24 protein-coding genes are annotated in these 26,246 nt (G+C 55.9%); 14 read left to right on the top strand and 10 right to left on the bottom strand.

Annotated features, from left to right (window positions below; translation table 11 throughout):
• Positions 1-49: 49 nt before the first annotated feature.
• A complete protein-coding gene (gene araC / locus GV764_RS06260) occupies positions 50-901 on the bottom strand; it encodes an arabinose operon transcriptional regulator AraC (RefSeq protein ID WP_161659402.1) in 852 nt (283 codons plus the stop codon).
• Positions 902-1,240: 339 nt separating this feature from the next.
• Here araC and araB point away from each other — a divergent pair, with 339 nt between their 5' ends.
• The 7 genes from araB to rluA all read left to right on the top strand — a co-directional run bounded on the left by araB (position 1,241) and on the right by rluA (position 12,150).
• Positions 1,241-2,947 carry a ribulokinase gene (gene araB / locus GV764_RS06255; protein WP_161659401.1) on the top strand — a complete coding sequence of 569 codons (1,707 nt, stop codon included), beginning with the start codon at positions 1,241-1,243 and terminating at the stop codon, positions 2,945-2,947.
• A 10-nt stretch (positions 2,948-2,957) separates the two neighbouring features.
• Complete coding sequence (gene araA / locus GV764_RS06250) at positions 2,958-4,460, top strand: L-arabinose isomerase (RefSeq protein WP_161659400.1); 1,503 nt, start codon at positions 2,958-2,960, stop codon at positions 4,458-4,460.
• Between the two features lie 60 nt (positions 4,461-4,520).
• Positions 4,521-5,216, top strand: coding sequence for an L-ribulose-5-phosphate 4-epimerase (gene araD, locus GV764_RS06245; protein WP_161659399.1), 696 nt, complete (start codon positions 4,521-4,523; stop codon positions 5,214-5,216).
• A gap of 195 nt (positions 5,217-5,411) precedes the next feature.
• Positions 5,412-6,008: a YdcF family protein gene (locus tag GV764_RS06240; RefSeq protein WP_161659398.1), complete on the top strand. Its 597-nt coding sequence runs from the start codon at positions 5,412-5,414 to the stop codon at positions 6,006-6,008.
• 82 nt (positions 6,009-6,090) lie between these two features.
• Positions 6,091-8,448 carry a DNA polymerase II gene (gene polB, locus GV764_RS06235; RefSeq protein ID WP_161659397.1) on the top strand — a complete coding sequence of 786 codons (2,358 nt, stop codon included), beginning with the start codon at positions 6,091-6,093 and terminating at the stop codon, positions 8,446-8,448.
• Positions 8,449-8,577: 129 nt separating this feature from the next.
• Positions 8,578-11,484, top strand: a complete 2,907-nt coding sequence (gene rapA / locus GV764_RS06230) for an RNA polymerase-associated protein RapA (RefSeq protein ID WP_161659396.1) — start codon at positions 8,578-8,580, stop codon at positions 11,482-11,484.
• Between the two features lie 12 nt (positions 11,485-11,496).
• Positions 11,497-12,150 carry a bifunctional tRNA pseudouridine(32) synthase/23S rRNA pseudouridine(746) synthase RluA gene (gene rluA, locus GV764_RS06225; protein ID WP_161659395.1) on the top strand — a complete coding sequence of 218 codons (654 nt, stop codon included), beginning with the start codon at positions 11,497-11,499 and terminating at the stop codon, positions 12,148-12,150.
• Positions 12,151-12,190: 40 nt separating this feature from the next.
• On the opposite strand, the gene djlA is transcribed toward rluA, so the two are convergent.
• Complete coding sequence (gene djlA / locus GV764_RS06220) at positions 12,191-13,006, bottom strand: co-chaperone DjlA (protein ID WP_161659394.1); 816 nt, start codon at positions 13,004-13,006, stop codon at positions 12,191-12,193.
• Positions 13,007-13,369: 363 nt separating this feature from the next.
• Here djlA and lptD point away from each other — a divergent pair, with 363 nt between their 5' ends.
• Genes lptD through apaH form a run of 6 tightly spaced genes read left to right on the top strand, consistent with a single transcriptional unit; the run spans position 13,370 to position 20,151 of the window.
• A complete protein-coding gene (lptD, locus tag GV764_RS06215; RefSeq protein ID WP_161659393.1) occupies positions 13,370-15,763 on the top strand; it encodes an LPS assembly protein LptD in 2,394 nt (797 codons plus the stop codon).
• A gap of 48 nt (positions 15,764-15,811) precedes the next feature.
• Positions 15,812-17,098 (top strand): peptidylprolyl isomerase SurA, encoded by a 1,287-nt coding sequence (surA, locus tag GV764_RS06210; protein ID WP_161659392.1) that lies wholly within the window; start codon positions 15,812-15,814, stop codon positions 17,096-17,098.
• Entirely contained in the window at positions 17,098-18,093 is a 996-nt protein-coding gene (gene pdxA, locus GV764_RS06205) for a 4-hydroxythreonine-4-phosphate dehydrogenase PdxA (protein WP_161659391.1), read from the top strand. Before surA ends, pdxA begins: the two co-directional genes overlap by 1 nt.
• On the top strand, positions 18,090-18,911 hold the full coding sequence (rsmA, locus tag GV764_RS06200; RefSeq protein WP_161659390.1) for a 16S rRNA (adenine(1518)-N(6)/adenine(1519)-N(6))-dimethyltransferase RsmA: 822 nt from the start codon (positions 18,090-18,092) through the stop codon (positions 18,909-18,911). The genes pdxA and rsmA overlap by 4 nt, the downstream gene beginning before the upstream one ends.
• Positions 18,912-18,914: 3 nt before the next feature.
• Complete coding sequence (apaG, locus tag GV764_RS06195; RefSeq protein WP_161659389.1) at positions 18,915-19,292, top strand: Co2+/Mg2+ efflux protein ApaG; 378 nt, start codon at positions 18,915-18,917, stop codon at positions 19,290-19,292.
• Positions 19,293-19,296: 4 nt separating this feature from the next.
• Positions 19,297-20,151 carry a bis(5'-nucleosyl)-tetraphosphatase (symmetrical) ApaH gene (gene apaH, locus GV764_RS06190; protein ID WP_161659388.1) on the top strand — a complete coding sequence of 285 codons (855 nt, stop codon included), beginning with the start codon at positions 19,297-19,299 and terminating at the stop codon, positions 20,149-20,151.
• A 43-nt stretch (positions 20,152-20,194) separates the two neighbouring features.
• On the opposite strand, the gene folA is transcribed toward apaH, so the two are convergent.
• Positions 20,195-20,674 carry a type 3 dihydrofolate reductase gene (gene folA / locus GV764_RS06185; RefSeq protein WP_144130760.1) on the bottom strand — a complete coding sequence of 160 codons (480 nt, stop codon included), beginning with the start codon at positions 20,672-20,674 and terminating at the stop codon, positions 20,195-20,197.
• A 268-nt stretch (positions 20,675-20,942) separates the two neighbouring features.
• Here folA and GV764_RS06180 point away from each other — a divergent pair, with 268 nt between their 5' ends.
• Positions 20,943-21,557, top strand: coding sequence for a LysE family translocator (locus tag GV764_RS06180; protein WP_161659387.1), 615 nt, complete (start codon positions 20,943-20,945; stop codon positions 21,555-21,557).
• Between the two features lie 46 nt (positions 21,558-21,603).
• Here GV764_RS06180 and kefC read toward each other — a convergent pair whose 3' ends face one another.
• The 7 genes from kefC to ycgZ form a co-directional block, all read right to left on the bottom strand.
• Positions 21,604-23,466 carry a glutathione-regulated potassium-efflux system protein KefC gene (kefC, locus tag GV764_RS06175; protein WP_161659386.1) on the bottom strand — a complete coding sequence of 621 codons (1,863 nt, stop codon included), beginning with the start codon at positions 23,464-23,466 and terminating at the stop codon, positions 21,604-21,606.
• Positions 23,459-23,989 carry a glutathione-regulated potassium-efflux system oxidoreductase KefF gene (kefF, locus tag GV764_RS06170; protein ID WP_161659385.1) on the bottom strand — a complete coding sequence of 177 codons (531 nt, stop codon included), beginning with the start codon at positions 23,987-23,989 and terminating at the stop codon, positions 23,459-23,461. Before kefF ends, kefC begins: the two co-directional genes overlap by 8 nt.
• Before the next feature lie 114 nt (positions 23,990-24,103).
• Complete coding sequence (locus tag GV764_RS06165; RefSeq protein ID WP_125293159.1) at positions 24,104-24,337, bottom strand: YgdI/YgdR family lipoprotein; 234 nt, start codon at positions 24,335-24,337, stop codon at positions 24,104-24,106.
• A 112-nt stretch (positions 24,338-24,449) separates the two neighbouring features.
• On the bottom strand, positions 24,450-24,941 hold the full coding sequence (locus GV764_RS06160) for a toxin-antitoxin system YwqK family antitoxin (protein ID WP_161659384.1): 492 nt from the start codon (positions 24,939-24,941) through the stop codon (positions 24,450-24,452).
• A 219-nt stretch (positions 24,942-25,160) separates the two neighbouring features.
• Complete coding sequence (locus GV764_RS06155; protein ID WP_161659450.1) at positions 25,161-25,427, bottom strand: biofilm development regulator YmgB/AriR family protein; 267 nt, start codon at positions 25,425-25,427, stop codon at positions 25,161-25,163.
• A 48-nt stretch (positions 25,428-25,475) separates the two neighbouring features.
• Positions 25,476-25,793, bottom strand: coding sequence for a hypothetical protein (locus GV764_RS06150; protein ID WP_161659383.1), 318 nt, complete (start codon positions 25,791-25,793; stop codon positions 25,476-25,478).
• Positions 25,794-25,958: 165 nt separating this feature from the next.
• Entirely contained in the window at positions 25,959-26,204 is a 246-nt protein-coding gene (gene ycgZ / locus GV764_RS06145; protein ID WP_161659382.1) for a regulatory protein YcgZ, read from the bottom strand.
• Positions 26,205-26,246: the final 42 nt, after the last annotated feature.

The following is a 26,246-nucleotide window of genomic DNA, read 5'->3' as shown; positions in this document are numbered from 1 at the left end:
ATAGCCTACCGGTTATGACATTCACAGAATCATTAAGTTTTGGTTTAAGTTAGCTCGACTCGCACCCGGCGCGAAACTCGCTCGGGCTGGCCCCGGTGCATTTCTTGAACACCCGGGAAAAATAAAGCTGATCCTCAAATCCGACATTGCGGCCCACGGTGGCGATAGGCATCCGCGTGGTGCTCAGCAACAACTTCGCCTGGCTGATGCGCTGATCCTCACGCCAGCTCAGGACACTGACGCCAAGCTGCTGGCGGAACAGGTGCGACAGGCGCGACTGTGACAGGCAGACATGCTGCGCGACGCCTGCGATATCGAAATGGCTATCGGCTAAATGATCGCTGATGTACTGGCAGGCATCCCGGACGCGGCTATCGAGCGGCGCTTTCATCGACTCGCTGATCGCCTCGACGCGCCGTAAAAATAGCTGCTCCAGCAGGTTGATCGCCAGCAGCTCCGAGTAGCGCCCCTCTCGCTGGGAAGCATCGATAATTTGCTGAAGCAGCGTGGAAAAGACCGCTTGCTCGCCCTCGGCGGGGCGGTAATAGCCGGTCTGGGCGAAGATCGACGGCCAGCTGAGCCACTCCTGCCAGTAGGCGCGCGGGCGGAAGTATACCCACTGGTGATACCACTCTTTAGCCTGCGGACTACGGCCATAGTGATGAATTTCGCCCGGCGGGAACAGCAGCATATCCCCTGGCTTGCAGATGAACTCTTTACCGTTGTTCTTGACGATCCCTTCCCCGCGAATGGTGAGATTCAGGATGTAGCCTTTCATGCCAAGTGGACGATCGATAAAGAAATCGAGGTGGCCCTCGGCGTCAATGGGCGTTAATCCCGCGACCAGGTGCGCATTAAATGAATACCCCGGCAACAGGGGATCGTTTTGCGTTTCAGCCATAGTAAATCGTGCTCCACCATCGGTGGGAAGAGACCATTTGTCCATATCTTACGACACCCCTGAAAATTGGGAATTACCGAAGCCATGAACCACAATAACCCACTTCACCACCGGATTTGAACCTAAAAACTCATCAGGATAACCGCTCACATCAGGCTTTTCGCTTGATAACCAAAGTGTCTATAACCGCAACAGAATTGTCCACATCTATTATTTGCGTGAGGTCACAAATCAGCAAGGCATAGCACTTTAATCCATAAGATAAGCCAAATACACCTGACGCTTTTTTCTGCGGAAATCTAATGTCACTGCATGTTTATTTATCCATGGAGTGAAAAAATGGCCATTGCGCTGGGACTCGACTTTGGCAGCGACTCGGTTCGCGCCTTAGCGGTTGATTGCACCTCGGGCGCTGAACTCGCCACCAGTGTGGAATGGTATCCGCGCTGGCAGGCCGGGCAGTTCTGTAACGCCGCGCGTAACCAATTCCGCCACCATCCCCTTGATTACATTGAATCCATGGAAGCCGCGCTTATCAGCGTGCTTGACCAGTTAGGCGCAGAAAAACGCCAACAGGTGGTGGGCATCGGCGTTGACACCACGGGCTCCACGCCCGCGCCGATTGATGCCGAGGGCAATGTGCTGGCGCTGAATCCTGGCTTCGCCGACAACCCGAATGCCATGTTCGTTCTGTGGAAAGATCACACGGCCGTCGAAGAAGCCGAAGCCATCACCCGCCTGTGCCACCAGCCGGATAAAATCGACTACTCCCGCTACATCGGCGGGGTGTACTCCAGTGAATGGTTCTGGGCCAAAATCCTGCACGTGACCCGTCAGGACGCCGCCGTCGCTAACGCCGCCAGCTCGTGGATTGAGCTGTGTGACTGGATCCCGGCGCTGCTTTCCGGCACCACCGCCCCGGCGGCTATTCGTCGCGGGCGCTGTAGCGCAGGCCATAAATCCCTGTGGCATGAGAGCTGGGGCGGTTTGCCGCCGGTCAGCTTCTTCGACGAACTCGATCCGATCATTAGCCAGAATCTTCAACTCCCGCTGTTTACCGACACCTGGACCGCCGACGTGCCGGTGGGCACGCTGACGGCGGACTGGGCTGCGCGCCTGGGCCTGCCGGAAAGCGTGGTCATTAGCGGCGGCGCGTTTGACTGCCATATGGGTGCGGTCGGCGCGAACGCTCAGCCGAATACGCTGGTGAAAGTGATCGGCACCTCAACCTGCGACATCCTGATTGCCGATAAAGAATCCGTCGGCGACCGCGCCGTCAAAGGTATCTGCGGACAGGTAGACGGCAGCGTCGTGCCCGATTTTATCGGTATGGAAGCGGGCCAGTCGGCATTCGGCGACATGTACGCCTGGTTTGGCCGCGTACTGAGCTGGCCGCTGGATCGCCTTGCCGAGCAGCATCCGGAACTGAAGTCCCAAATCAGCGAAAGCAAAAAAGCGCTGCTGCCTGCGCTCACCGCTGACTGGGCGAAACAGCCGTCGCTCGATCATCTGCCGGTGATCCTCGACTGGTTCAACGGTCGTCGCACGCCATTCGCCAACCAGCGACTGAAAGGCGTGATCACCGATGTGAATCTCGCTACCGACGCGCCGCTGCTTTTCGGCGGGCTGATCGCCTCCACGGCCTTTGGCGCGCGCGCGATTATGGAGTGTTTCACTGAGCAAGGCATTCCGGTTAATGAAGTGGTGGCGCTGGGTGGTATTGCCCGTAAAAACCCGGTGATCATGCAGGTGTGCTGTGATGTGCTGAACCGCCCGCTGCAAATTGTCGGCTCCGATCAATGTTGCGCGCTGGGCGCGGCCATTTTTGCCGCCGTCGCCGCAGGCGTCTATGACGATATCCCCCAGGCACAACAGGCCATGGCGAGCGAGATGGAAAAAACCCTCCAGCCGGACCCGGCGACCGCCGCGCGCTTTGAGGCGCTGTATCGCCGCTATCAACGCTGGTGCGAAAGCGCCGAGCTCCATTATTCCCCCTCTGACACGGCCCAGCCTTCTGATGCAGACCGTGCAGCCCTGACGCTTTAAGGACAAGACAATGACAGCCTTTAGTAAATACGAAGTTTGGTTTGTAATCGGCAGCCAGCATCTTTATGGCCCGGAAACGCTGCGCCAGGTGACGCAACACGCCCAGCAGGTAGTGGATTCCCTGAACAGCGAAGCCAAACTGCCGTGCAAACTGGTGCTGAAACCGCTCGGCACCTCGCCGGACGAAATCACCGCTATCTGCCGCGACGCTAACTATCACGATAACTGCGCCGGGATGATGGTCTGGCTGCACACCTTCTCGCCAGCCAAAATGTGGATCAACGGCCTGAGCATCCTGAACAAACCGCTGCTGCAATTCCATACGCAGTTCAATGCCCAGATCCCATGGGACAGCATTGATATGGACTTTATGAACCTGAACCAGACCGCGCACGGCGGCCGCGAGTTCGGCTTTATCGGCGCGCGTATGCGTCAGCAGCACAGCGTCGTGACCGGCTACTGGAAAGATCCTCAGGCCCACCAACGCATCGGCTCCTGGATGCGTCAGGCAGTCTCTAAACAGGAAACCCGCCATCTGAAAGTGGTGCGTTTCGGCGATAACATGCGCGAAGTGGCGGTGACTGACGGTGATAAAGTCGCAGCGCAAATTAAATTCGGTTTCTCGGTTAACACCTGGGGCGTTGGCGACCTGGTCGCAGTGGTTAACGAAATCAGCAACGGCGACGTCAGCGCGCTGGTCGACGAATATGAAAGCACCTATCGCCTGACGGCGGCGGCGCAGGTCAACGGCGACAAACGCCAGAATGTGATCGACGCGGCGCGTATCGAACTCGGCATGAAACGCTTCCTCGAGCAGGGTGGTTTCCATGCGTTCACCACAACGTTTGAAGATCTGCATGGCCTGAAGCAGTTGCCAGGCCTGGCGGTACAGCGTCTGATGCAGCAGGGTTACGGCTTTGCGGGCGAAGGCGACTGGAAAACCGCCGCCCTGCTGCGCATCATGAAAGTGATGTCCGGCGGGTTGAACGGCGGCACCTCGTTTATGGAGGATTACACCTATAACTTCGAGTCTGGCAACGACATGGTGCTGGGTTCCCATATGCTCGAAGTGTGCCCGTCCATCGCTACCGATGAAAAACCGATCCTCGATGTGCAATACCTGGGCATCGGCGGTAAAGACGATCCGGCGCGCCTGATCTTCTCCAGCAAAACCGGCCCGGGCATTAACGCCAGCCTGATCGATCTGGGCGATCGTTTCCGTCTGTTGGTCAACTGTGTCGATACCGTTGAAGCGCCGCACGCGCTGCCGAAATTGCCGGTGGCAAACGCGCTGTGGAAAGCGCAGCCGGATCTCACGACCGCCTCTGAAGCCTGGATCCTGGCGGGCGGCGCGCACCATACCGTATTCAGCCACGCGTTAACGCTCGACGATATGCGCCTGTTCGCAGAACTGAACGACATCGAACTGGCCGTTATCGACAACGACACCCGCCTGCCTGCGTTCAAAGATGCGCTGCGCTGGAATGAGGTTTACTACGGCTTTAAACGCTAATCACAGGGGAACTTTTGGCCAGTCCATGCGGCTGGCCCCTTTTTTTAGCGGAGGAAAACGATGTTAGAAGATCTGAAACGTCAGGTGCTGGAAGCCAACCTTGCGCTCCCGGCCCACAATCTGGTTACCCTGACCTGGGGCAACGTCAGCGCCGTCTGTCGTGAACAGGGCGTATTTATCATCAAGCCGTCCGGGGTAGAGTATTCGGTGATGACCGCCGAGGATATGGTGGTGGTCAGTATCGAAACCGGTGAAGTTGTCGAAGGTAACAAGAAACCCTCTTCCGATACGCCGACCCACCGCCTGCTGTACCAACAGTTCCCCGATATTGGCGGCATCGTGCATACCCATTCCCGCCACGCCACCATCTGGGCACAGGCCGGGAAAAGCATTCCGGCGACGGGCACGACCCATGCCGACTATTTCTACGGCGCTATCCCCTGCACCCGCAAAATGACCGATGACGAAATCAACGGCGAATATGAGTGGGATACCGGAACGGTGATCGTTGAAACCTTCCGCGAATTGGGCATTGAAGCCAAACAGATGCCTGGCGTGCTGGTGCATTCCCATGGTCCGTTTGCCTGGGGTAAAGACGCCATGGATGCGGTACATAACGCTATCGTGATGGAAGAAGTGGCCTATATGGGCATCTTCTGCCGCCAGCTCACCCCTGACCTGCCGCCAATGCAACAAACGCTGCTGGATAAGCACTATCTGCGCAAGCATGGAGCGAAGGCGTATTACGGGCAGTAGACGCCGCGCCTGTTGAGTAAAACCCAGACAGCGTTCTGGGTTTTTTTATTTTCATCCCTGTGATGCCAACCGGGTCAAAAGCCGAAAGGCGCGTCCTCTGTCTTTTCAGCCAACTTTTCAGAGAAGAGAATAATCTCCGGCTCTCCAGCCAGAAGCGCATCTGAAGTGAGACCTCCATTAGCGAAAGGGACAGGCATGAGTACGCGTAAAACGGTTGGCATTTTCTTTTTCATAATCCTCATCGGGATTCTGATCATTAGCTGTATCAACGCTTCGTCTATCTACCACTACAGCCTGCGCGACGAAACTCACACCGCCGACTGCGCGATCATAGCGGGCGCAGCGGTAACGGGCGATCATCCTTCGCCGGTCTTTCAGGAGCGGCTTAACCACGCCGTCAGCCTTTACCGGGATGGCTATATAAAAACGCTTATCGTCACGGGCGGCTACAGCAACAACAATGCCCTCTCCGATGCCGCCGTCGCCCGACGTTATTTGTTATCTCAAAACGTACCTGACCAGGCGATTCTGGTAGAAGATCGCTCTCACGTGACACGCGAGAATCTGCATTATGCAAAAGTGATTATGACGATGAATCAATTGCATAACGCACTTATCGTTAGCGATCCCTTGCATATGAAACGCATTATGTTGATGGCGCACGATGAGGGCATTGAGGCGTGGAGTTCACCGACCAGCACCTCCCGCTATCGTTCATTTATTTCCAGAATGCACTTCCTGATGCGCGAAACATTCTGGTACTCGGTCTATCTGGTCTACCGCGCGCTATAACCCTGCCAGCACTGTATAAAACACCAGCATCATGATACAAACCAGGCTATAATCAGGCCTGGTTTTTTAGCGGGAAAATAGCGTGGCAGAGACGCGGCAGGGGTTTGTTCTGACCCGACACTGGCGGGATACGCCGCAGGGCACCGAAGTAACTTTCTGGCTGGCGACCGACAACGGTCCGCTGTGCGTGCGGCTGCCTGCGCAGGAATCCGTCGCTTTCATCCCACAAGCCCAACGTCCCCGCGCAGAAAGCGCGCTGGCGGGCGAAATTTATCGGCTGGAATCCCTCTCCCTGCGTGATTTTCATCAGCAGCCGGTATGCGGTCTCTATTTTCGTCAGCATCGTCAGCTGATGCGCTGCGAGAAACTTTTACGTGAAGCAGGCGTCACGATCTATGAAGCCGATGTGCGCCCGCCCGAACGCTACCTGATGGAGCGTTTTATTACCGCGCCGGTCTGGGTAACCGGCGAGATGCAGGGCGGCGGTTTGCAGGAAGCTAAGATGAAGCCGAATCCCGCTTATCGCCCGGCGCTGAAATGGGTGTCGCTGGATATCGAAACTAACCGCCACGGTGAACTCTACTGTATCGGCCTGGAAGGCTGCGGCGAGCGCACGGTGTATATGCTCGGGCCGGAAAACGGCGATGCCAGCGGGCTGGATTTCAAACTCGAATACGTCGCCAGCCGTCCGCAACTGTTGGAAAAACTTAACGCCTGGTTTGCCGAATTCGATCCCGATGTCCTGATCGGCTGGAACGTGATCCAGTTCGATCTGAAAATGCTGCAAAAACACGCCGAACGCTACGGTATCCCGCTGCGTCTCGGACGCAACAACCAGGAAATCGAATGGCGCGAGCACGGTTTTAAGGCCGGGGTGTTTTTCGCTCAGGCGCCGGGCCGGTTGATAATAGACGGTATCGATGCGCTGAAATCGGCGTTCTGGAGCTTTTCCTCTTTTTCGCTGGAATCGGTCTCTCAGGAACTGCTGGGCGAAGGGAAAGCCATCGACAACCCCTGGGACCGGATGGCGGAAATTGATCGGCGCTTCGCCGAAGACAAACCGGCGCTGGCGACCTACAACCTGAAAGACTGCGAGCTGGTCACACGCATTTTTCATAAAACCGAGATCATGCCGTTTTTACTGGAACGTTCTACGGTCAACGGGCTGCCTGCGGATCGTCACGGCGGGTCGGTGGCGTCGTTCAGCCATCTTTATTTTCCCCGCATGCACCGCGCCGGTTTTGTCGCGCCGAATCTGGGCGAGGTACCGCCTCAGGCCAGCCCCGGCGGTTACGTGATGGATTCGCGCCCCGGGCTGTACGATTCGGTGCTGATGCTCGACTATAAAAGCCTGTATCCGTCGATTATCCGCACCTTTTTAATCGACCCGGTCGGTCTGGTGGAGGGACTGGTACAGCCGGATGACGCGCACAGCGTGGAAGGTTATCTCAACGCCCGTTTCTCGCGCACTAACCACTGTTTGCCCGGTATTGTCTCGCAAATCTGGCTGGGCCGTGAAGAGGCCAAAAAGCACGGCAACAAACCGCTTTCCCAGGCGCTAAAAATCATCATGAACGCCTTTTACGGCGTGCTGGGCACCAGCGCCTGCCGGTTCTTCGACCCACGGCTGGCGTCGTCGATTACGCTGCGCGGCCACGACATCATGCGTCAAACCAAAGCGCTGATCGAGGAGGAAGGCTACGACGTGATTTACGGCGATACCGACTCCACGTTTGTCTGGCTTAAAAAGCCTTACGATAACGTTCAGGCTGGCGAAATTGGCAATGCCCTGGTCGCCAAAGTTAACCAGTGGTGGCGCGAGCATCTGAAACAGACCCTGAACGTGGAGAGCGCGCTGGAGCTGGAGTTCGAAACCCACTTCAACCGCTTTCTGATGCCTACGATCCGCGGTGCGGAAATGGGCAGTAAAAAACGCTACGCCGGTCTGATTGAGCAAGACGGCGAACAGCGCATGGTCTTCAAAGGCCTCGAGACCGTGCGCACCGACTGGACGCCGCTGGCGCAGAACTTCCAGCAGGCGCTGTATTTAAAAATTTTTCGCCGCGAGCCGTACCAGGATTTTGTGCGCGAAACCATTGCTCAGCTGTTAAACGGCGAGCTCGATGACCAGCTGGTTTACCGCAAGCGCCTGCGCCGCCCGTTAAAAGAGTACCAGCGCAACGTGCCGCCCCACGTGCGCGCCGCCCGGCTGGCGGACGAAGAAAACGCCCGGCTCGGCAGGCCAGCCCAGTACCAGAATCGCGGGACGATCAAGTATGTCTGGACCACGAACGGGCCGGAGCCGCGCGACTATCAGCGCTCGCCGCTGGATTACGATCACTACCTGACGCGCCAGCTTCAGCCAGTGGCGGACGGGATTTTACCTTTTATGAAAGACGATTTTGCTACACTGATGACAGGGCAACTGGGGTTATTTTGACAGGTGACGAACGCGTTACCATCCAGTACCATAGCGCCCTTTCCTATTCTGATTCCCAATTAAATGCACCGCGAACTTTCGCGGTGGTCATACTATTGCCTGCAAATTATTAACCAGAGCCGAACAGATATGCCTTTTACACTTGGTCAACGTTGGATTAGCGACACGGAAAGCGAACTTGGATTAGGAACCGTGGTAGCGCTGGATGCGCGTATGGTCACTTTGCTTTTCCCTGCTACCGGCGAAAACCGTCTGTATGCCCGTAATGATTCTCCCATCACCCGCGTGATGTTCAACCCCGGCGACACCATTACCAGCCACGACGGCTGGCAGTTGAAAGTGGACGATGTCGCTGAAGAAAACGGGCTGCTCGCCTATACCGGAACCCGCCTTGATACCCAGGAGGAGAACGTCACGCTGCGTGAAGTGTTCCTCGACAGCAAGCTGGTGTTCAGTAAACCGCAGGACCGCCTGTTCGCAGGGCAAATCGACCGGATGGATCGCTTCGCCCTGCGCTTTCGCGCCCGCCGCTACCAGAGCGAGCAGTACCGCATGCCGTGGAGCGGACTGCGCGGCCAGCGCACCAACCTGATCCCGCACCAGTTGCACATCGCCAATGACGTGGGCCGCCGCCATGCGCCACGCGTGCTGCTGGCAGATGAAGTGGGGTTGGGTAAAACCATCGAAGCAGGCATGATTATTCATCAGCAGCTGCTGGCGGGCGCGGCGGAACGCGTGCTGATCGTGGTGCCGGAAACCCTGCAACACCAGTGGCTGGTGGAGATGCTGCGCCGCTTTAATTTACGTTTCGCGCTGTTTGACGACGATCGCTACGCCGAAGCCCAGCACGACGCCGATAACCCGTTCGAAACCGAACAGCTGGTGATCTGTTCGCTGGATTTTGTGCGCCGCAATAAGCAGCGTCTTGAGCATCTGTGCGACGCCGAATGGGATTTGATGGTGGTGGATGAAGCCCACCATCTGGTGTGGAGCGAAGACGCGCCGAGCCGTGAATATCTGGCAATTGAGCAACTGGCGGCCCAGGTGCCTGGCGTACTGCTGTTGACCGCGACGCCGGAACAGCTGGGGCTGGAGAGCCACTTCGCCCGCTTGCGCCTGCTGGATCCGAACCGCTTCCACGATTTCGAACAATTTGTCGAAGAACAGCAAAACTACCGCCCGGTGGCGGACGCCGTCGCCATGCTGCTGGCTGGCAAACCGCTCTCCAATGACGAGCTGAATACCCTGAGCGATTTGATTGGCGAGCAGGATATCGAGCCGCTGCTGCAAACCGCTAACAGCACCCGCGACGGCGCGGAAGCCGCGCGTCAGGAGCTGATTTCTATGCTGCTGGATCGCCACGGCACCAGCCGCGTGCTGTTCCGCAACACCCGTAACGGCGTTAAAGGCTTTCCGAAGCGCGAACTGCATACCGTTAAACTGCCGCTGCCGACGCAGTATCAGACGGCAATCAAAGTCTCCGGGATTATGGGCGCACGTAAATCTGCCGAAGAGCGCGCCCGCGACATGCTCTATCCGGAGCAGATTTATCAGGAGTTTGAAGGCGATACCGGCACCTGGTGGAACTTTGATCCGCGCGTTGACTGGCTGATGGGTTACCTTACCAGCCATCGTTCGCAGAAAGTGCTGGTGATCTGCGCCAAAGCCACCACGGCGTTGCAGCTTGAGCAGGTGCTGCGCGAGCGTGAAGGCATTCGCGCAGCGGTGTTCCATGAAGGGATGTCGATTGTCGAGCGCGACCGCGCGGCGGCGTGGTTCTCAGAGGAAGACACCGGCGCGCAGGTGCTGTTGTGTTCTGAAATCGGCTCTGAAGGCCGTAACTTCCAGTTCGCCAGCCATCTGGTGATGTTCGACCTGCCGTTTAACCCGGATCTGCTGGAACAGCGTATTGGCCGTCTGGATCGCATCGGCCAGGCGCACGATATCCAGATCCTGGTGCCGTGGCTGGAAAAAACCGCCCAGTCGGTGCTGGTGCGCTGGTATCACGAAGGGCTGGACGCATTCGAACATACCTGCCCGACGGGCCGCACCATTTACGACAGCGTTTATAACGAGCTGATCAACTATCTGGCCGCGCCGGAAGAAACGGAAGGCTTCGATGCGCTGATCGCGTCATGCCGCGAACAGCATGATGCGTTAAAAGCCCAACTGGAACAGGGCCGTGACCGCCTGCTGGAAATCAACTCCAACGGCGGCGAGCAGGCGCAGGCATTGGCGGAATCTATCGCCGGGCAGGATAACGATACCGGCCTGGTGAACTTCGCCATGAACCTGTTTGATATCATCGGCATCAATCAGGACGATCGCGGCGAACATATGATTGTGCTGACCCCGTCCGACCATATGCTGGTGCCGGATTTCCCGGGCCTGCCGGAAGACGGTTGCACCATCACCTTTAACCGCGATGTGGCGCTGTCCCGCGAAGACGCCCAGTTCATCACCTGGGAACACCCGTTGATCCGCAACGGCCTGGATTTGATCCTCTCCGGCGATACCGGCAGCTGCGCGCTGTCGCTGCTGAAAAACAAAGCGCTGCCGGTGGGCACGCTGCTGCTTGAGCTGATCTATGTGGTGGAGGCCAAAGCGCCGAAGCAATTGCAGCTTAACCGCTTCCTGCCGCCGACGCCGATCCGCATGCTGGTGGATAAAAACGGCACTAACCTCGCCGCCCAGGTGGAGTTTGAAAGCTTCAACCGTCAGCTCAGCGCGGTAAACCGTCACACCAGCAGCAAACTGGTGAACGCGGTGCAGCAGGACGTGCATGCCATTCTGCAACTGGCGGAAAGCAAGGTAGAAAGCGCGGCGCAGGCGTTAATCAAAACGGCGCGCGAAGAGGCGGATGAGAAACTGTCTGCCGAGCTGTCGCGTCTGGAAGCCCTGAAAGCGGTCAACCCCAATATCCGCGACGATGAGCTCGCGGCGATTGAAAGCAACCGCGAGCAGGTGCTGGCAAGCCTCAATGAAGCAAGCTGGCGGCTGGACGCGCTGCGCCTGATCGTCGTCACGCATCAGTAACCGGGAAACACTATGCTGGAAGCCTATCATCCTGCAACCGATCCCTGGCTGGTCGTCCTGTACCAGGACGACCATATCATGGTGGTTAATAAGCCGAGCGGGCTGCTCTCTGTACCCGGCCGGCTTGAAGAGCACAAAGACAGCGTGATGACGCGCATTCAGCGCGATTATCCGCAGGCGGAATCGGTGCATCGTCTGGATATGGCGACCAGCGGCGTGCTCGTGGTGGCGCTGACCAAAGCCGCCGAGCGCGAACTGAAGCGTCAGTTTCGCGAGCGCGAGCCCAGCAAGCAGTATGTGGCCCGGGTATGGGGCCATCCGCCGGAGAAAGGGCTGGTGGACTTGCCGCTGATCTGCGACTGGCCGAACCGTCCGAAGCAGAAGGTGTGTTATGAAACCGGCAAGGCGGCGCAAACCGAGTATGAAGTGCTGGAGTATGGCGAGGATAACACTGCGCGCGTGCTGCTGAAGCCGATTACCGGGCGTTCCCATCAATTGCGGGTACATATGCTGGCGCTGGGCCACCCGATTTTAGGGGATCGTTTCTACGCCACCCCAGAAGCCTTAGCGCTGGCGCCGCGACTGCTGCTGCATGCCCGGACGCTGACCATCACCCATCCTAAATTCGGCAGTGCGATGACCTTCCGCGCACCTGTCGATTTCTGAAAATAGCCGTGGCCTTCATCACGAAGGCCACGGCTATCCATTATTTAAACCCTTTGGTGGTTTTAATCAGATCGTAAGCCTTTTGAATTTCCTGCGCTTTCTGCTTCGCCATCTGCATCATTTCTGGCGGCAACCCTTTAGCGACCAGTTTGTCCGGGTGGTGTTCGCTCATCAATTTCCGATATGCGCGCTTGATGGTGGTCGGCTCATCGTTTGGTTTGACCCCCAGCACGTTGCAGGCGTCTTCCAGCGTCGGGCCCTGAGGCGCGTGCTGCCACGGCCCCTGCTGTTGCCCCTGCTGGCCGCCGCCGCTAAACTGCGCGCCGCCCTGCATCATGCGCAGGAATTGATCGAACTGGGTGCGGGAAATCCCCAACTCTTCGGCGATGACGTACAGCACTTCGCGTTCGTTGGGATGCAGCGACCCGTCGGCAAACGCCGTCTGGATCTGAATTTCCAGAAACATCCGAATTAAATCGAAACGGCCAAAACAGATGCCGCGCAGCTGGCGCATTTTTTCACGCAGCGGGTAGCCTGGCTCTTTGCCGACGCGAAAAGCATTCTGCGCGGCGATGCGCGAATTGCCATGCAGATCCATACGATCCATAAACAGGGACGCCATATGGATATCGGCCTGCGTCACGCGCCCTTTTGATTTGGTGAGATGGCCCATGACTTCAAATGTGGTGGTGAAAAACAGCGATTGCCGCTGTTGCTGCGTGCTAAAAAACGCCATTCGCCGACTGCGCGCTTTGTCAAAAAAGTGACCGATCAGCAAACCTAATACCACACCCCAGAAGCCACCGCCCATCATCAGGGCCATCGCCACGCCAACTATTTTTCCCCAATACTGCATAGACTCCCCAAATCGTCAGGCTTGCTGGACAGGCGATATTCCCTTATTGACGCATGTTTTACGCGCCAGCAGGGTCTTTTAGCCCGGCGTTGACGCGACGGTCAACTGCGGGACATAGCCTATAATTTGCTTTATCATACCCGTCATTCAAAGCCGTGCCTAACAAACAGGCTCGAAAGCGGGCAGGATTAACACTGGCGCTGTGGTGACGAGTCAGTTAGTCTCTGACCGTTTGCCAGCGCTATACCCTTTTGATTCTTTCAGGTTGCATCTACGCTCACGTGCGACCAGGCGCGCGATGCATTCTTGATCCTGAACGATGACGGGGACAGGCCACTGATGACGGAACAACGAATAACACGTATGAAAAAACGTATTCCCACCTTGCTGGCCACCATGATTGGCGCAGCCCTCTATAGCCAACACGGTATGGCTGCAGACCTCGCTTCACAATGTATGCTTGGCGTGCCCAGCTACAATCGCCCCCTGGTGGAAGGGGATCCGAACAGCCAGCCAGTCACGATTAATGCCGATAGCGCGCAAGGCGATTATCCGGACAACGCCGTGTTTGGCGGCAACGTGGATATCCAACAGGGCAACAGCCGCCTGCAGGCGGATGAAGTCCAACTGCATCAAAAACAAGTCGACGGCCAACCGGATCCCGTGCGCACCGTCGACGCTCTGGGCAACGTCCACTACGACGATAATCAAGTGATCCTCAAAGGACCAAAAGCCTGGACGAACCTGAACACCAAAGATACCAATGTCTGGGAAGGCGATTATCAGATGGTGGGACGTCAGGGCCGCGGAACGGCGGACGTGATGAAGCAGCGCGGTGAAAACCGCTACACCATTCTGGAAAACGGCACCTTTACCTCCTGTCTGCCGGGTTCGGACACCTGGAGCGTGGTAGGCAGCGAAGTGATCCACGACCGCGAAGAGCAGGTCGCAGAAATCTGGAACGCCCGGTTTAAGCTGGGCCCGGTGCCGATTTTCTATAGCCCCTATTTGCAGCTCCCGGTGGGCGATAAACGTCGATCAGGCTTTTTGATCCCGAATGCCAAATACAGTACCAACAATGGCCTGCAGTTCTCGCTGCCTTATTACTGGAACATTGCCCCTAACTTTGACGCCACCATTACGCCGAATTATATGGAGAAGCGCGGAACCCAGTGGCAGAACGAATTCCGCTATCTGACCCAGGCGGGCGCAGGTTTAATGGAATTTGACTACCTGGGTTCCGACGACCGGTTTCAGGACGAGCATCCTGCCGAAAAAGACGAGCATCGCTGGCTCTATTACTGGAACCACAGCGGGGTAATGAACCAGGTTTGGCGTTTCAACGTTGACTTCACCAAAGTCAGCGACCCGTATTATTTCAATGATTTTAGTTCCACCTACGGCTCCAGCACCGATGGCTACGCCACGCAGAAATTCAGCGTCGGTTACGCTATCCAAAACTTTGACGCTACGGTTTCCACCAAAAAATTCCAGGTTTTCGATACTGCATCGGGCAATACCTATGGCGCGGAACCTCAACTGGACGTGAACTGGTATCAGAATGACGTTGGCCCGTTCGATACGCGCGTTTACGCTCAGGCGGTGAAGTTTGTTAACGTTAACGAAAGTTATCCGGAAGCAACGCGTCTGCATATCGAGCCGGTAATTAACCTGCCTCTGTCGAATGACTGGATCAGCATCAATACCGAAGCCAAGTTAATGGCGACGCATTATCAGCAGGATAATATCGAACGCTACCAGAACTACGCGGCAAATTCGGCGCTCTATTATCCTTCTAAGCAGAACTTGCAGGCTGCCGAGAGCGCGCAGAAGCTAAAATCGTCCGAAACGCGCACCCTACCGCAGTTTAAAATTGACGGTAAAATGGTTTTTGAGCGCGATCTGGACTGGTCAGAAGGGTATACCCAGACCCTGGAACCGCGTGCGCAATACTTGTATGTGCCCTATCGCGACCAAAGCGGTATCAACAATTACGATTCTGCGCTGCTTCAATCAGATTACTCAGGTCTGTTCCGCGATCGCTCATACGGCGGTCTGGATCGCATCGCCTCAGCGAACCAGATAACCACAGGCGTGACGTCGCGTATTTATGATCAAGAAGCGATTGAACGTTTTAACGTTTCTGTGGGTCAAATCTACTATTTCACCGAGTCCCGTACCGGTGATGAAGATATCAACTGGGAAAAAGATAAGAAAACCGGCTCTATCCTGTGGGCGGCGGATACCTACTGGCGCATCTCGGATCGTTGGGGCCTGCGCGGTGGCGTCCAGTACGACACCCGTCTGGATAATGTCGCTACCGGCAGTAGCGCCATTGAATACCGCCGCGACGAAGACCGCTTGATGCAATTGAACTATCGCTATGCCAGCCCGGAGTATATTCAGGCGACATTGCCATCGTTCTCTGAGGCGACCCAGTATAAGGACGGCATCTCCCAGGTTGGCGCCACGGCAAGTTGGCCGATTGTCGATCGCTGGTCAGTAGTAGGCGCGTACTACTATGACACCAATGCGAAGAAACCGGCTGACCAGATGCTGGGCGTGCAGTATAGCTCCTGCTGTTATGCCATCCGCGTCGGTTACGAGCGGAAAATTAACGGTTGGGAAAAAGACCAGAGCAAGTACGACAATGTGTTTGGTTTCAACGTTGAACTGCGTGGCCTGAGTTCGAACTACGGTCTCGGCACTCAGCAGATGTTGCGTTCGAATATTCTGCCGTATCAAAGCTCGCTGTAAGCCTTGATGTATAGACTCCGCTTTGCGATTAATCATAATGGAAAAGGTATGAAGAACTGGAAAACGCTGCTTCTTGGACTCACCCTGGTGGTGAATACCAGTTTCGCTGCGCCGCAGGTTGTCGATAAAGTCGCCGCCGTCGTGAATAACGGCGTGGTGCTGGAAAGTGACGTTGATGGTCTGATGCAATCCGTGAAGCTCAATGCGGGCCAGGCTGGCCAACAGCTTCCTGATGATACAACCCTGCGTCATCAAATTCTTGAACGTCTGATCATGGACCAAATTATCCTGCAGATGGGCCAGAAAATGGGCGTGAAAATTAGCGATGAGCAGCTCGATCAGGCTATCGCCAATATCGCTAAACAGAACAATATGACGATGGACCAGATGCGTAGTCGTCTGGCCTATGATGGTCTCAACTACAACACTTACCGGAATCAGATTCGTAAAGAGATGACGATCTCCGAAGTGCGTAATAACGAAGTGCGCCGTCGCGTCACCATACTGCCGCAGGAAGTCGAATCTCTTGCGCAGCAGGTGGGCAGCCAGAACGACGCCAGCACTGAATTGAATCTGAGCCACATCCTGATCCCGTTACCGGAAAACCCGACGGCAGACCAGGTTGGCGAAGCGGAAAGCCAGGCTCGCTCAATTGTCGACCAGGCCAAAAACGGCGGCGACTTCGGTAAATTAGCGATTGCTTACTCCGCAGACCAACAGGCCCTGAAAGGCGGTCAGATGGGCTGGGGGCGTATTCAGGAATTACCGTCTATCTTTGGCCAGGCACTGAGCACGGCGAAAAAAGGCGATGTCGTCGGCCCGATCCGTTCAGGCGTAGGTTTCCACATCCTGAAAGTGAACGATCTGCGCGGCCAGTCGCAAAGCATTTCGGTGACTGAAGTGCATGCTCGCCATATTCTGTTGCGTCCGTCGCCGATCATGACTGACGATCAGGCGCGCATGAAGCTGGAACAAATTGCTGCCGATATTAAGAGCGGGAAAACCAGTTTTGCCGCCGCAGCGCGTGAATTCTCCCAGGATCCCGGCTCGGCTAACCAGGGCGGCGATATGGGCTGGTCATCCCCTGACGTTTACGATCCGGCATTCCGCGATGCGCTGATGAAGCTGCAAAAAGGCCAGATCAGCGCGCCGGTGCACTCCTCCTTCGGCTGGCACCTGATTGAGCTGATGGACACCCGCAATGTCGATAAGACCGATGCGGCGCAAAAAGATCGTGCTTACCGGATGCTGTTCAACCGTAAGTTCTCGGAAGAAGCAGCAACCTGGATGCAGGAACAGCGCGCCAGCGCTTACGTCAAAGTCCTGAGCAACTAATGACCGACACCTGGCGTGTGGTAATCACTCCCGGCGAACCCGCCGGGATTGGTCCGGAACTGGTCGCGATGCTTGCGCAACGCGACTGGCCCGTTGAACTGGTGGTCTGCGCCGACCCGCAACTTCTTCAGGCTCGCGCCAGCCTGCTTAATCTCCCCCTTACACTCCACCCCTTCCAGCCCGATACGCCGCCGCGCCCCCAGCAAAAAGGGTCGCTGACCGTGCTGCCGGTGTCACTGCGCGCGCCGTCCGTCGCCGGGCAACTGGCGGTGGAGAACAGCCATTACGTGGTGGAGACCTTAGCCCGCGCCTGCGACGGGTGCGTCAACGGCGAATTCGCCGCGCTGATCACCGGCCCGGTGCATAAAGGCATTATTAACGATGCCGGCATCCCGTTTACCGGCCATACCGAATTTTTCGAAGAGCGCGCCCACAGCCATAAAGTGGTGATGATGCTGGCCACCGATACGCTGCGCGTGGCGCTGGCCACCACGCATTTGCCCCTGCGCGCCATTGCTGACGCCATCACCCCTGAGCTGCTGTGTGAAATTATCACCATCTTGCACAGCGACTTGCAGAGCAAATTTGGCATCCCGCACCCGCACATTCTGGTGTGCGGCCTGAACCCTCATGCAGGCGAAGGCGGGCATATGGGCACTGAAGAGATCGACACCCTGATCCCGGTGCTGACCGAAATGCGCGCCAAAGGCATGAACCTTACCGGGCCGCTCCCGGCGGATACGCTTTTCCAGCCCAAATATCTCGATCATGCCGACGCGGTACTCGCGATGTACCACGATCAGGGCCTGCCCGTGCTAAAATACCAGGGCTTTGGTCGCGCGGTGAATATTACGCTCGGCCTACCCTTTATTCGTACCTCGGTCGACCACGGCACCGCGCTTGAGCTGGCCGGCCAGGGGACTGCCGATGTGGGCAGTTTTATCACGGCGCTTAATCTCGCCACCAGCATGGTTTTTAACAGTAATAATCAATGAATAATCGAGTTCACCAGGGTCATTTAGCCCGCAAACGCTTTGGGCAAAACTTTCTTAACGATCAATTCGTGATCGAGAGCATCGTTTCGGCCATTCATCCGCAAAAAGGCCAGGCAATGGTCGAGATCGGCCCGGGTCTTGGCGCATTAACCGAGCCGGTAGGCGAACGTCTGGATAAGATGACGGTCATCGAACTGGACCGCGATCTGGCAGCCCGCCTGCAAACCCACCCGTTCCTGGCGCCCAAGCTGACCATTTATCAGCAGGATGCCATGACCATGGATTTCGGCGAATTGTCCCGTACCCTGGGCCAGCCGCTGCGCGTCTTCGGCAACCTGCCGTACAACATTTCTACCCCGCTGATGTTCCATCTCTTTAGCTATACTGATGCGATTGCCGATATGCACTTTATGTTGCAGAAAGAGGTGGTCAATCGTCTGGTTGCAGGGCCGAACAGTAAGGCGTATGGTCGGTTAAGCGTGATGGCGCAGTACTACTGCCAGATTATCCCGGTACTGGAAGTGCCGCCGACAGCGTTTACTCCGCCGCCCAAAGTGGATTCCGCCGTGGTGCGCCTGGTGCCTTACACCACGTTGCCGCATCCGGTGAAAGAGATCCGCCTGCTGAGCCGTATTACCACCGAAGCGTTTAACCAGCGCCGTAAAACCATCCGCAACAGCCTTGGCAATGTGTTCAGCCTGGAAGCGCTGGAAAGCCTGGGCATTGACCCGGCGCTGCGCGCGGAAAACATTTCGGTCGCGCAATATTGTCAGTTGGCCAATTATTTAGCTGATAATCTGCCCTCGAAGGAGAGCTAAGCTATGTTAGATTCGCCCCGTGTTTGTGTGCAGGTTCAGAGCGTTTACATTGAATCGCAATCGTCTCCTGATGAAGAACGTTTCGTGTTTGCCTATACCGTGACCATCCGCAATCTGGGGCGATCGCCTGTCCAGTTGTTAGGCCGTTACTGGTTAATCACCAACGGCAACGGACGGGAGACAGAAGTACAGGGCGAAGGGGTGGTCGGCGAACAGCCTCATATCGCCCCTGGCAGCGAATTTCAGTACACCAGCGGCGCGGTTATCGAAACGCCGCTGGGCACCATGGAAGGCCATTATCATATGGTGGATGAGCACGGTAATACGTTCAGCGTCGCCATACCCGTTTTCCGTCTATGCGTTCCAACACTCATTCATTGATAACATGTCAACTTATCTGATTGGCGACGTTCATGGTTGCTACGATGAACTGCAAGCGCTGTTAAAGCATATCGAATTCAATCCGGCTAACGACACGCTGTGGCTGACCGGCGATTTAGTCGCCCGTGGCCCCGGTTCGCTGGATGTGCTGCGTCTGGTGCGCTCCCTTGGCGAGAGCGTGCGTATGGTGCTGGGCAACCACGACCTCCATCTGCTGGCGGTTTACGCGGGGATCAGCCGCAATAAACCTAAAGATCGTCTGAACCCGCTTCTGGAAGCACCCGATGCCGACGCGCTGATTAACTGGCTGCGTCGCCAGCCGCTGTTGCAGGTGGATGAAGAGAAAAAGCTGGTGATGGCCCATGCCGGTATCACGCCGCAATGGGATCTGGCTACCGCCAAAAGCTGCGCCCGCGACGTCGAGGCGGTGCTCTCCAGCGACAGCTACCCGCTGTTTCTGGATGCGATGTACGGCGATATGCCAAACAACTGGTCAACGGAACTGTCTGGTCTGGCGCGGCTGCGCTTTATCACCAACGCGTTTACCCGGATGCGTTACTGCTTCCCGAACGGGCAACTTGATATGTTCAGCAAGGACAACCCGGAAAGCGCGCCTGCGCCGTTAAAACCCTGGTTCGCCATTCCTGGCCCGGTTTCACGCGAATACAGCATTGCTTTTGGTCACTGGGCGTCGCTGGAAGGTAAAGGTACGCCGGAAGGAATTTACGCGCTGGACACCGGCTGTTGCTGGGGCGGCACGTTAACCTGCCTGCGCTGGGAAGATAAAGCCTGGTTTGTACAACCGTCTAACCGTCAACTTGATTTGGGTGAAGGCGAAGCCACCGCTGTCGCCTCCTGACCCGTCGCATCCGCCCTTATCTCAACGACAGGGGCGAAAGCGATTAACGACGCTCGAGAATTTCGAAACAGTAGCTGTGAGAGTTGTTCTCATCCGCGTCGTGGAACTCACTGAACACCGACTGCCATTCGTCCGGCTCGTAGTCCGGGAAATGCGTATCCCCTTCCACTTCGGCATCAATATGGGTGAGGTACAGTTTCTGTGCCTTCGGCAGCAGTTGCTCGTAGATACGACCGCCGCCAATCACCATAATCTCTTCCGCATCGCCGCAGGCGCTGAGCGCTGCATCAATGGACGTCACCCACTCAACGCGATCGTCGGTGCCCGGCTTGCTGCTGACGACGATATTTTTCCGTCCCGGCAGCGGACGGCCAATAGATTCCCACGTTAAACGGCCCATAATGACTGGCTTATTCAGGGTGTTACGTTTAAACCAGGCGAGATCGGCGGGGAGCGTCCATGGCATGGCATTTTCCATACCGATAACGCGATCCACCGCGAGCGCCGCAATCAGACTGATCATTGAAATTTTCCCGGGTAAAAAAAATTGCCGCCACTATACGGAAAGCGCATTCTTTAGTCGACTGGCGTCAGGCAGCGAGTGATGAATTATTTACGATCTGTTGCCTGCGCCACGTCGTCAACTGGACAGAGGTGTTACCAATCTGATTTAAAACAATTGGTTAAATAAAATTACCTGAAAGCGTCTTTCCGACGCCCTTTATCTTCGGTGTGCTCGACATATTGATTTAAGTTATAGTTCACAAATTATTGGGACACGAGATTTATCCATGCTTGAAACTACGCTGTTTGTCGCCACCATCGCTGCCCTCGGGATGCTTTCTCCGGGGCCGGATTTCTTTCTGGTTATCAAAAACGCCGCGATTTATCAGCGTAGCGCGGCGCTAATGACGGCGCTGGGCGTCATTCTGGGCGTTGTAACCCATATGGCCTATTGCGTGGCCGGTATTGCAGTGGTGATCACCACCACGCCCTGGCTGTTCCAGATGCTGAAATACGTTGGCGCCGCGTATCTGGTCTGGCTCGGCCTGAACGCCTTGCTGTCGCGCGGCGGCAGCAAGGTAGATGTCGCCAGCGCCGAACCGCAACGGGCGTCGCTGAAGAAGGCGTTTATTCAGGGCTACATGTGCAATCTGCTGAACCCGAAAGCCACCCTGTTCTTCCTGGCGATGTTTACTCAGGTGCTTAACGTGAATTCCGGCATGATGGAAAAGCTGTGGTACGCGGGGATTATCGTCGGATTATCGGTGCTTTACTGGCCCGCGCTGGTAATGCTGATCCAGAGCGCGCCGGTCCGTCGCGGGCTGGCGAAAGCGCAAAAGATGATTGATAAACTGCTCGGCGGGATGCTGCTGGCGCTGGGCATTAAAGTCGCCCTGAGCTAAGGGTATCGCTGATACCTGACGCCCCGGCATGCCGGGGCGTTTTTATTTACGGCGTTGGCGGGCTCACCGGCGCATCATCCGGGTTCCCGGTATGTTTACCCTCTTTAGTGCCCTGCCAGCCGTGACGCTGGATCAGCGACAGATGCGCACGGTCCTCGCTGATAATCTCCGTCAGCATCGCGCTGGTGCGTTTATACACGTCCGCGCGCGCTGCCGTATCGTGTGCGCCCTGCGCCATCTCTTCCACCATCTGGACGTTATAACGGCGGAACAGATCGGCCCGCTCACGCGCTTCATAGGATCCCACGCCAAGCTGTTCCAGCGCCAGGCGGCCTACCTTCAATGCTCCTTCGAAAGTTTCACGTTCCGGCAGCGTGACGCCCGCTTCGCGCAGACGGATGTAATGATCCACATCGCGCGCCCTGGCGATAATGTGTAGCTTCGGAAAATGTTCTTTCACCAGCTCGGTTAATTGCAGGCTGGCCTGCGGATCGTCGATGGCGTTAATGATCACTTCCGCATTCGCCGCGCCAGCGGACTCCAGCAAATCCACCCGCGTGGCGTCGCCGTAAAATACTTTCATGCCGAATTTACGCAGCGTTTCGATATGGTCCGGGTCGTGATCCAGTACCACCATTTTTACGCCGCTGGATAACAGCAAACGGCCCGCGATCTGCCCGAAGCGCCCGAAACCGGCGATAATCACCCGCGGCTGCTCTTCGTCGATCTCGTCGGCATCGCGCGCCTGCGCCGAATCGTTTTTCTCCAGCCGCGTCAGCAGAACCAGCAGTATTGGGGTTGCCGCCATGGAAAGCGCCACCGCCAGCGTCAGGGATTTCGCCCAGGCCACATCCAGCACCTGTGCGGTTTGCGCCGCGCCGAAAATCACAAAGGCAAATTCGCTCCCCTGTCCCAGCAGCACGGCAAACCAGCGGTACTGTTTACGCGGCACGCCCAGAGGGCGAGCGATAAGCCACAGCATCACGCTCTTGATCGCCAGGAAACCGGCTAACAGCATCAGGATGCGCAGCGGGTTATTAATCAGTGTGCCGAAGTCGATAGACATGCCGACGCCGATAAAGAACAGCCCCAGCAGCAACCCCTTAAACGGCTCAATGTCGCTTTCCAGCGCGTGGCGGTATTCAGAACTCGCCAGCAAGACGCCCGCCAGGAATGCCCCCATCGCCATCGACAGCCCGGCCTCTTCCAGCAGCAGGCCGAAACCGAATACCAGAAACAGCGCCACGGCGCTGAACACTTCGCGTAAGCCTGAGCGCGCCACAAACCGCAACGCCGGGCGCGCCACATAGCGCCCCAACAGCACCACCAGCGCCAGCGCACCCACTACCTTTAATGCTGACAGGGTAAACGCGCCGAGCGTAGTGGCGGCCCCGCTGCTGGCTAAAAGCGGGATCATCGCCACCAGCGGAATGGCGGCGATATCCTGGAACAGCAGCACGGCAAAGGTGCTGCGCCCGAGCTGGGAAACCGTGAGGTTGCGTTCGTTCATCGCCTGCATGGCAATGGCGGTAGAGGACAGCGCCAGCGTCAGGCCAATCAGAATGGCGATTTTCCAGGAAAGCCCCAGCGCCACGCAAAAACCGCCGAGCGCCAGCCCGCACGCCGCCATTTGCAGCATCCCGCCGCCGAATACCGAGGCGCGTAGCTTCCACAGGCGCTGCGGATCGAGCTCCAGGCCGATGACAAACAGCATCAGCACCACGCCGATTTCCGCGAAGTGCAGAATCGACTCGGCATCGGTCACCAGCCGCAGTCCCCACGGGCCGCTCAAACAGCCGGCAATCAGATAGCCCAGCACCGAACCGAGGCCCAGCCGCACGGCAATCGGTACAATCAGCGCGGCGGAGCCCAGATAGATCAGCGCCTGAATCAGGGTATGGCTATCCATGATGCGTCTCCTGCCAGTCGATTAGCCGCTGTTTATAGTGTCGCGCCTGTGCCGCGATGGTCTCGTCATCGCAGATAAAGGTGCAGTGCATGGAGAACGGCGGCAACCAGCGCATCCCGCAGTACAGCGCCGTGGCCTGTAGCGGTTGCGCCAGCACGTCGAAACCGGGATGGTCGCCAATATCGAAATGGTTTTCCCCACCGCCGGTCGTTACCGCCCACAGCAGGGTCTTGCCTTTCAGCGCGCAGGCATCATGCCCATAGGCCCAGCCGTGGGACAGCACTTTATCGATCCACAGTTTGAGTAATGGCGGGATGCTGTACCACTGCATCGGGTGCTGTAGCACGATCAGCTCGGCACGCTCCAGCGCCTGCTGTTCGGCGGTGATATCAATATTAAAGTCAGGATAGCGTTGATACAGCGAGCGGATTTCAACGCCGTCCAGCGCCTCCACTTGCTCAATCATCCGCTTATTCGCATGGGAATGCTGCGGATAAGGATGGGCGTAGATGATTAAAATCATGTCGTTCTCGTTTCGCTAATGCATGACATAACGATAAGCGATTTTTACAAAAAACGACATGAGCGGCTCACCCGCTATTTTGTGTGGAAATAGCGGGTTATTCGTCAGCCAATATTAGTTATCCAGTTCACTCATGGATTTAACCTGATCGCGGTTTATCTGTTCGGTTTTACCGGTTTCAGCATTCTCATAAGACACCAGGCCGGTATCGCTATCCACTTCAGGTTTACCGTCAGTCACAATGGTGCTGCCGTCAGTGGTTTTTACCGACTGGTTAGAGGAGCAGCCGCTAATAAACAACAGCGCGCTGGCGGCTAAAATAGGGGTAATGAGATATTTCGCTCGCATGGTTTTCTCCCGTGCATTGCAGTGTATTTATCGTATTGACCCTTTAACTATAGTTGCGCGAGCGAAACGGTGGCGCGGAAACAGAACACTCTTAAAGCGCCACGCTGCGTTATCAGGATTTATCTGCCGGATAACCGTCTTTATAAATGACGGTTTTGGTTATTTTCCCGTTCGCGTCATAGGCTGAGACTTCACCATTGGCGAGGCCATTTTTATAATTAATTACCGTGCGTAATTTACCGTCCTGGGTATATCCCTGCGATTTGCCTTCCGCTTTGCAATTCACCAACGGCGTATGGGTGCGTAATTGACCATTGGGGTAATAAAGATCGAGGTATTCATTAAAACAGCGGTTTTTTACCACGGTTTCAAATTTTTTATTGCCGTTATCATAACGTTCGACCAGTTTCCCTTCCGGCACGTTGTCGGCAACCGAAATGGCAGGCGTTTCGAGTTTATGATTTTGCAGATCTTTCTGCGTGGTTCCCTTCGCATAGTCCGGGGTCATTCCCATGGCGTCAATAGTATTCGTGACGGAAGAAGAGAATTCGGCGCAGCCTGAAAGCAGCAGTGAAAACGACATGATTACCAGCGCACGTTGCAAAATGATCTCCTTAATAAGTGCATTCCTGCGGGCAGGGTAATTCTAGCCGATGAACAAGGGGCTGCCTGAAATCCATCATATTTGGTAGGAAGAAGAAATTCGGAAGAAAAAATATGAAGAGGGAGGAGAATAAATAGAACAGATCAAATAAGCCTCACCGCTACGGCATCCATGAATATGAATGTTTCGCGGTGAAGGTTTCGTCTGACTAATACAGGATTAGATATCGTCAGTGGTGTGATTTACAACGATTTCCAGTGTTTTACGGATAACGTCGCTCTTCACCGCATCCTCGGAAGTTTTCAGCGCCGCCATTAATCGCATAATGATCGCTTTATTAGTCAGGAACTCTTGCGAAGCGATAATGCTGTTGACCACGGAACCCAACAACTGAGACTCTTCCGCCAGCAACTCTCCGGCATTACGGAAGTAGCTGGTCAGCGCATTATCAGGCATGTTGGTGTAGGTAGTTGATTCCTGAATCATTACCTGGCTCATTTCCTTACATCCTTATTCTTGAGTGATGAGATGCAGTCAGTGCTTCTTACTGTTTCCTGGCTGCTGGTTATCTTCGAACAGCTGATAAACGTTATCCCTGCTTTTCCTGGCATCCCTGTCTAACGCATTTACATCAGGGATTGGCTTGCGTCGCGTCGCAACCACGGTATTGCTGACTTCAGCGATCACCTGGCTAATCAGTTTGCGTCGCTGGGCGTCAGGCTCCTCGTCCTTCATTACCCGCAGCTTCCTGATGAGGGCTTGAATATTGATCGGCAGACTCTCTTTAAGCAGGAAGAGAACCGCTTCGCCAATGATTTCGTCTGTCAGTTGCTCGATTTCACTTCTGTTCATAACTGCGTCTCTGATTGCCGCTTTCTCCCGAAACGGATATGCGGCATTGAGTCAGTTATCCGGGGAAGAAGATCTGCATCAGATTGGCAGACCTTTTGTGTCACCTGAAAATGTCTCCCGCCAGAATTGACTTAATAACCAGGTTATCTGTTGCTGTTAAGTGAGTTAGTCATGGCGCTCAAAAAGCAAACCAATCAACGTGTGATAATGACTTTCCTCTTCCGGGCCGGAAGCTTTTTCAAGCCGCCGCAACAGTTTGGTGCAAATCGCCTTCCGGCTCAGATTCCGTCCATCGTTCAGGATTTCTACGGCAATCTGACCGAGCGTTTCTTGTTGGGTCGGTAACGCCGCTTTATTGAAATAACGGGCAATGGCATTAGCGCGTTCCGGAAGGTAACCGTTCTGTTGCATATGTCACTCCAGTAATATTCAGATTCAGTAAAGTTTAAAGAA

Source organism: Atlantibacter hermannii (assembly GCF_009907385.1).
In the GTDB taxonomy this organism is placed as follows: domain Bacteria; phylum Pseudomonadota; class Gammaproteobacteria; order Enterobacterales; family Enterobacteriaceae; genus Atlantibacter; species Atlantibacter hermannii_A.
This window is presented reverse-complemented; position numbering and strand designations above follow the sequence as displayed.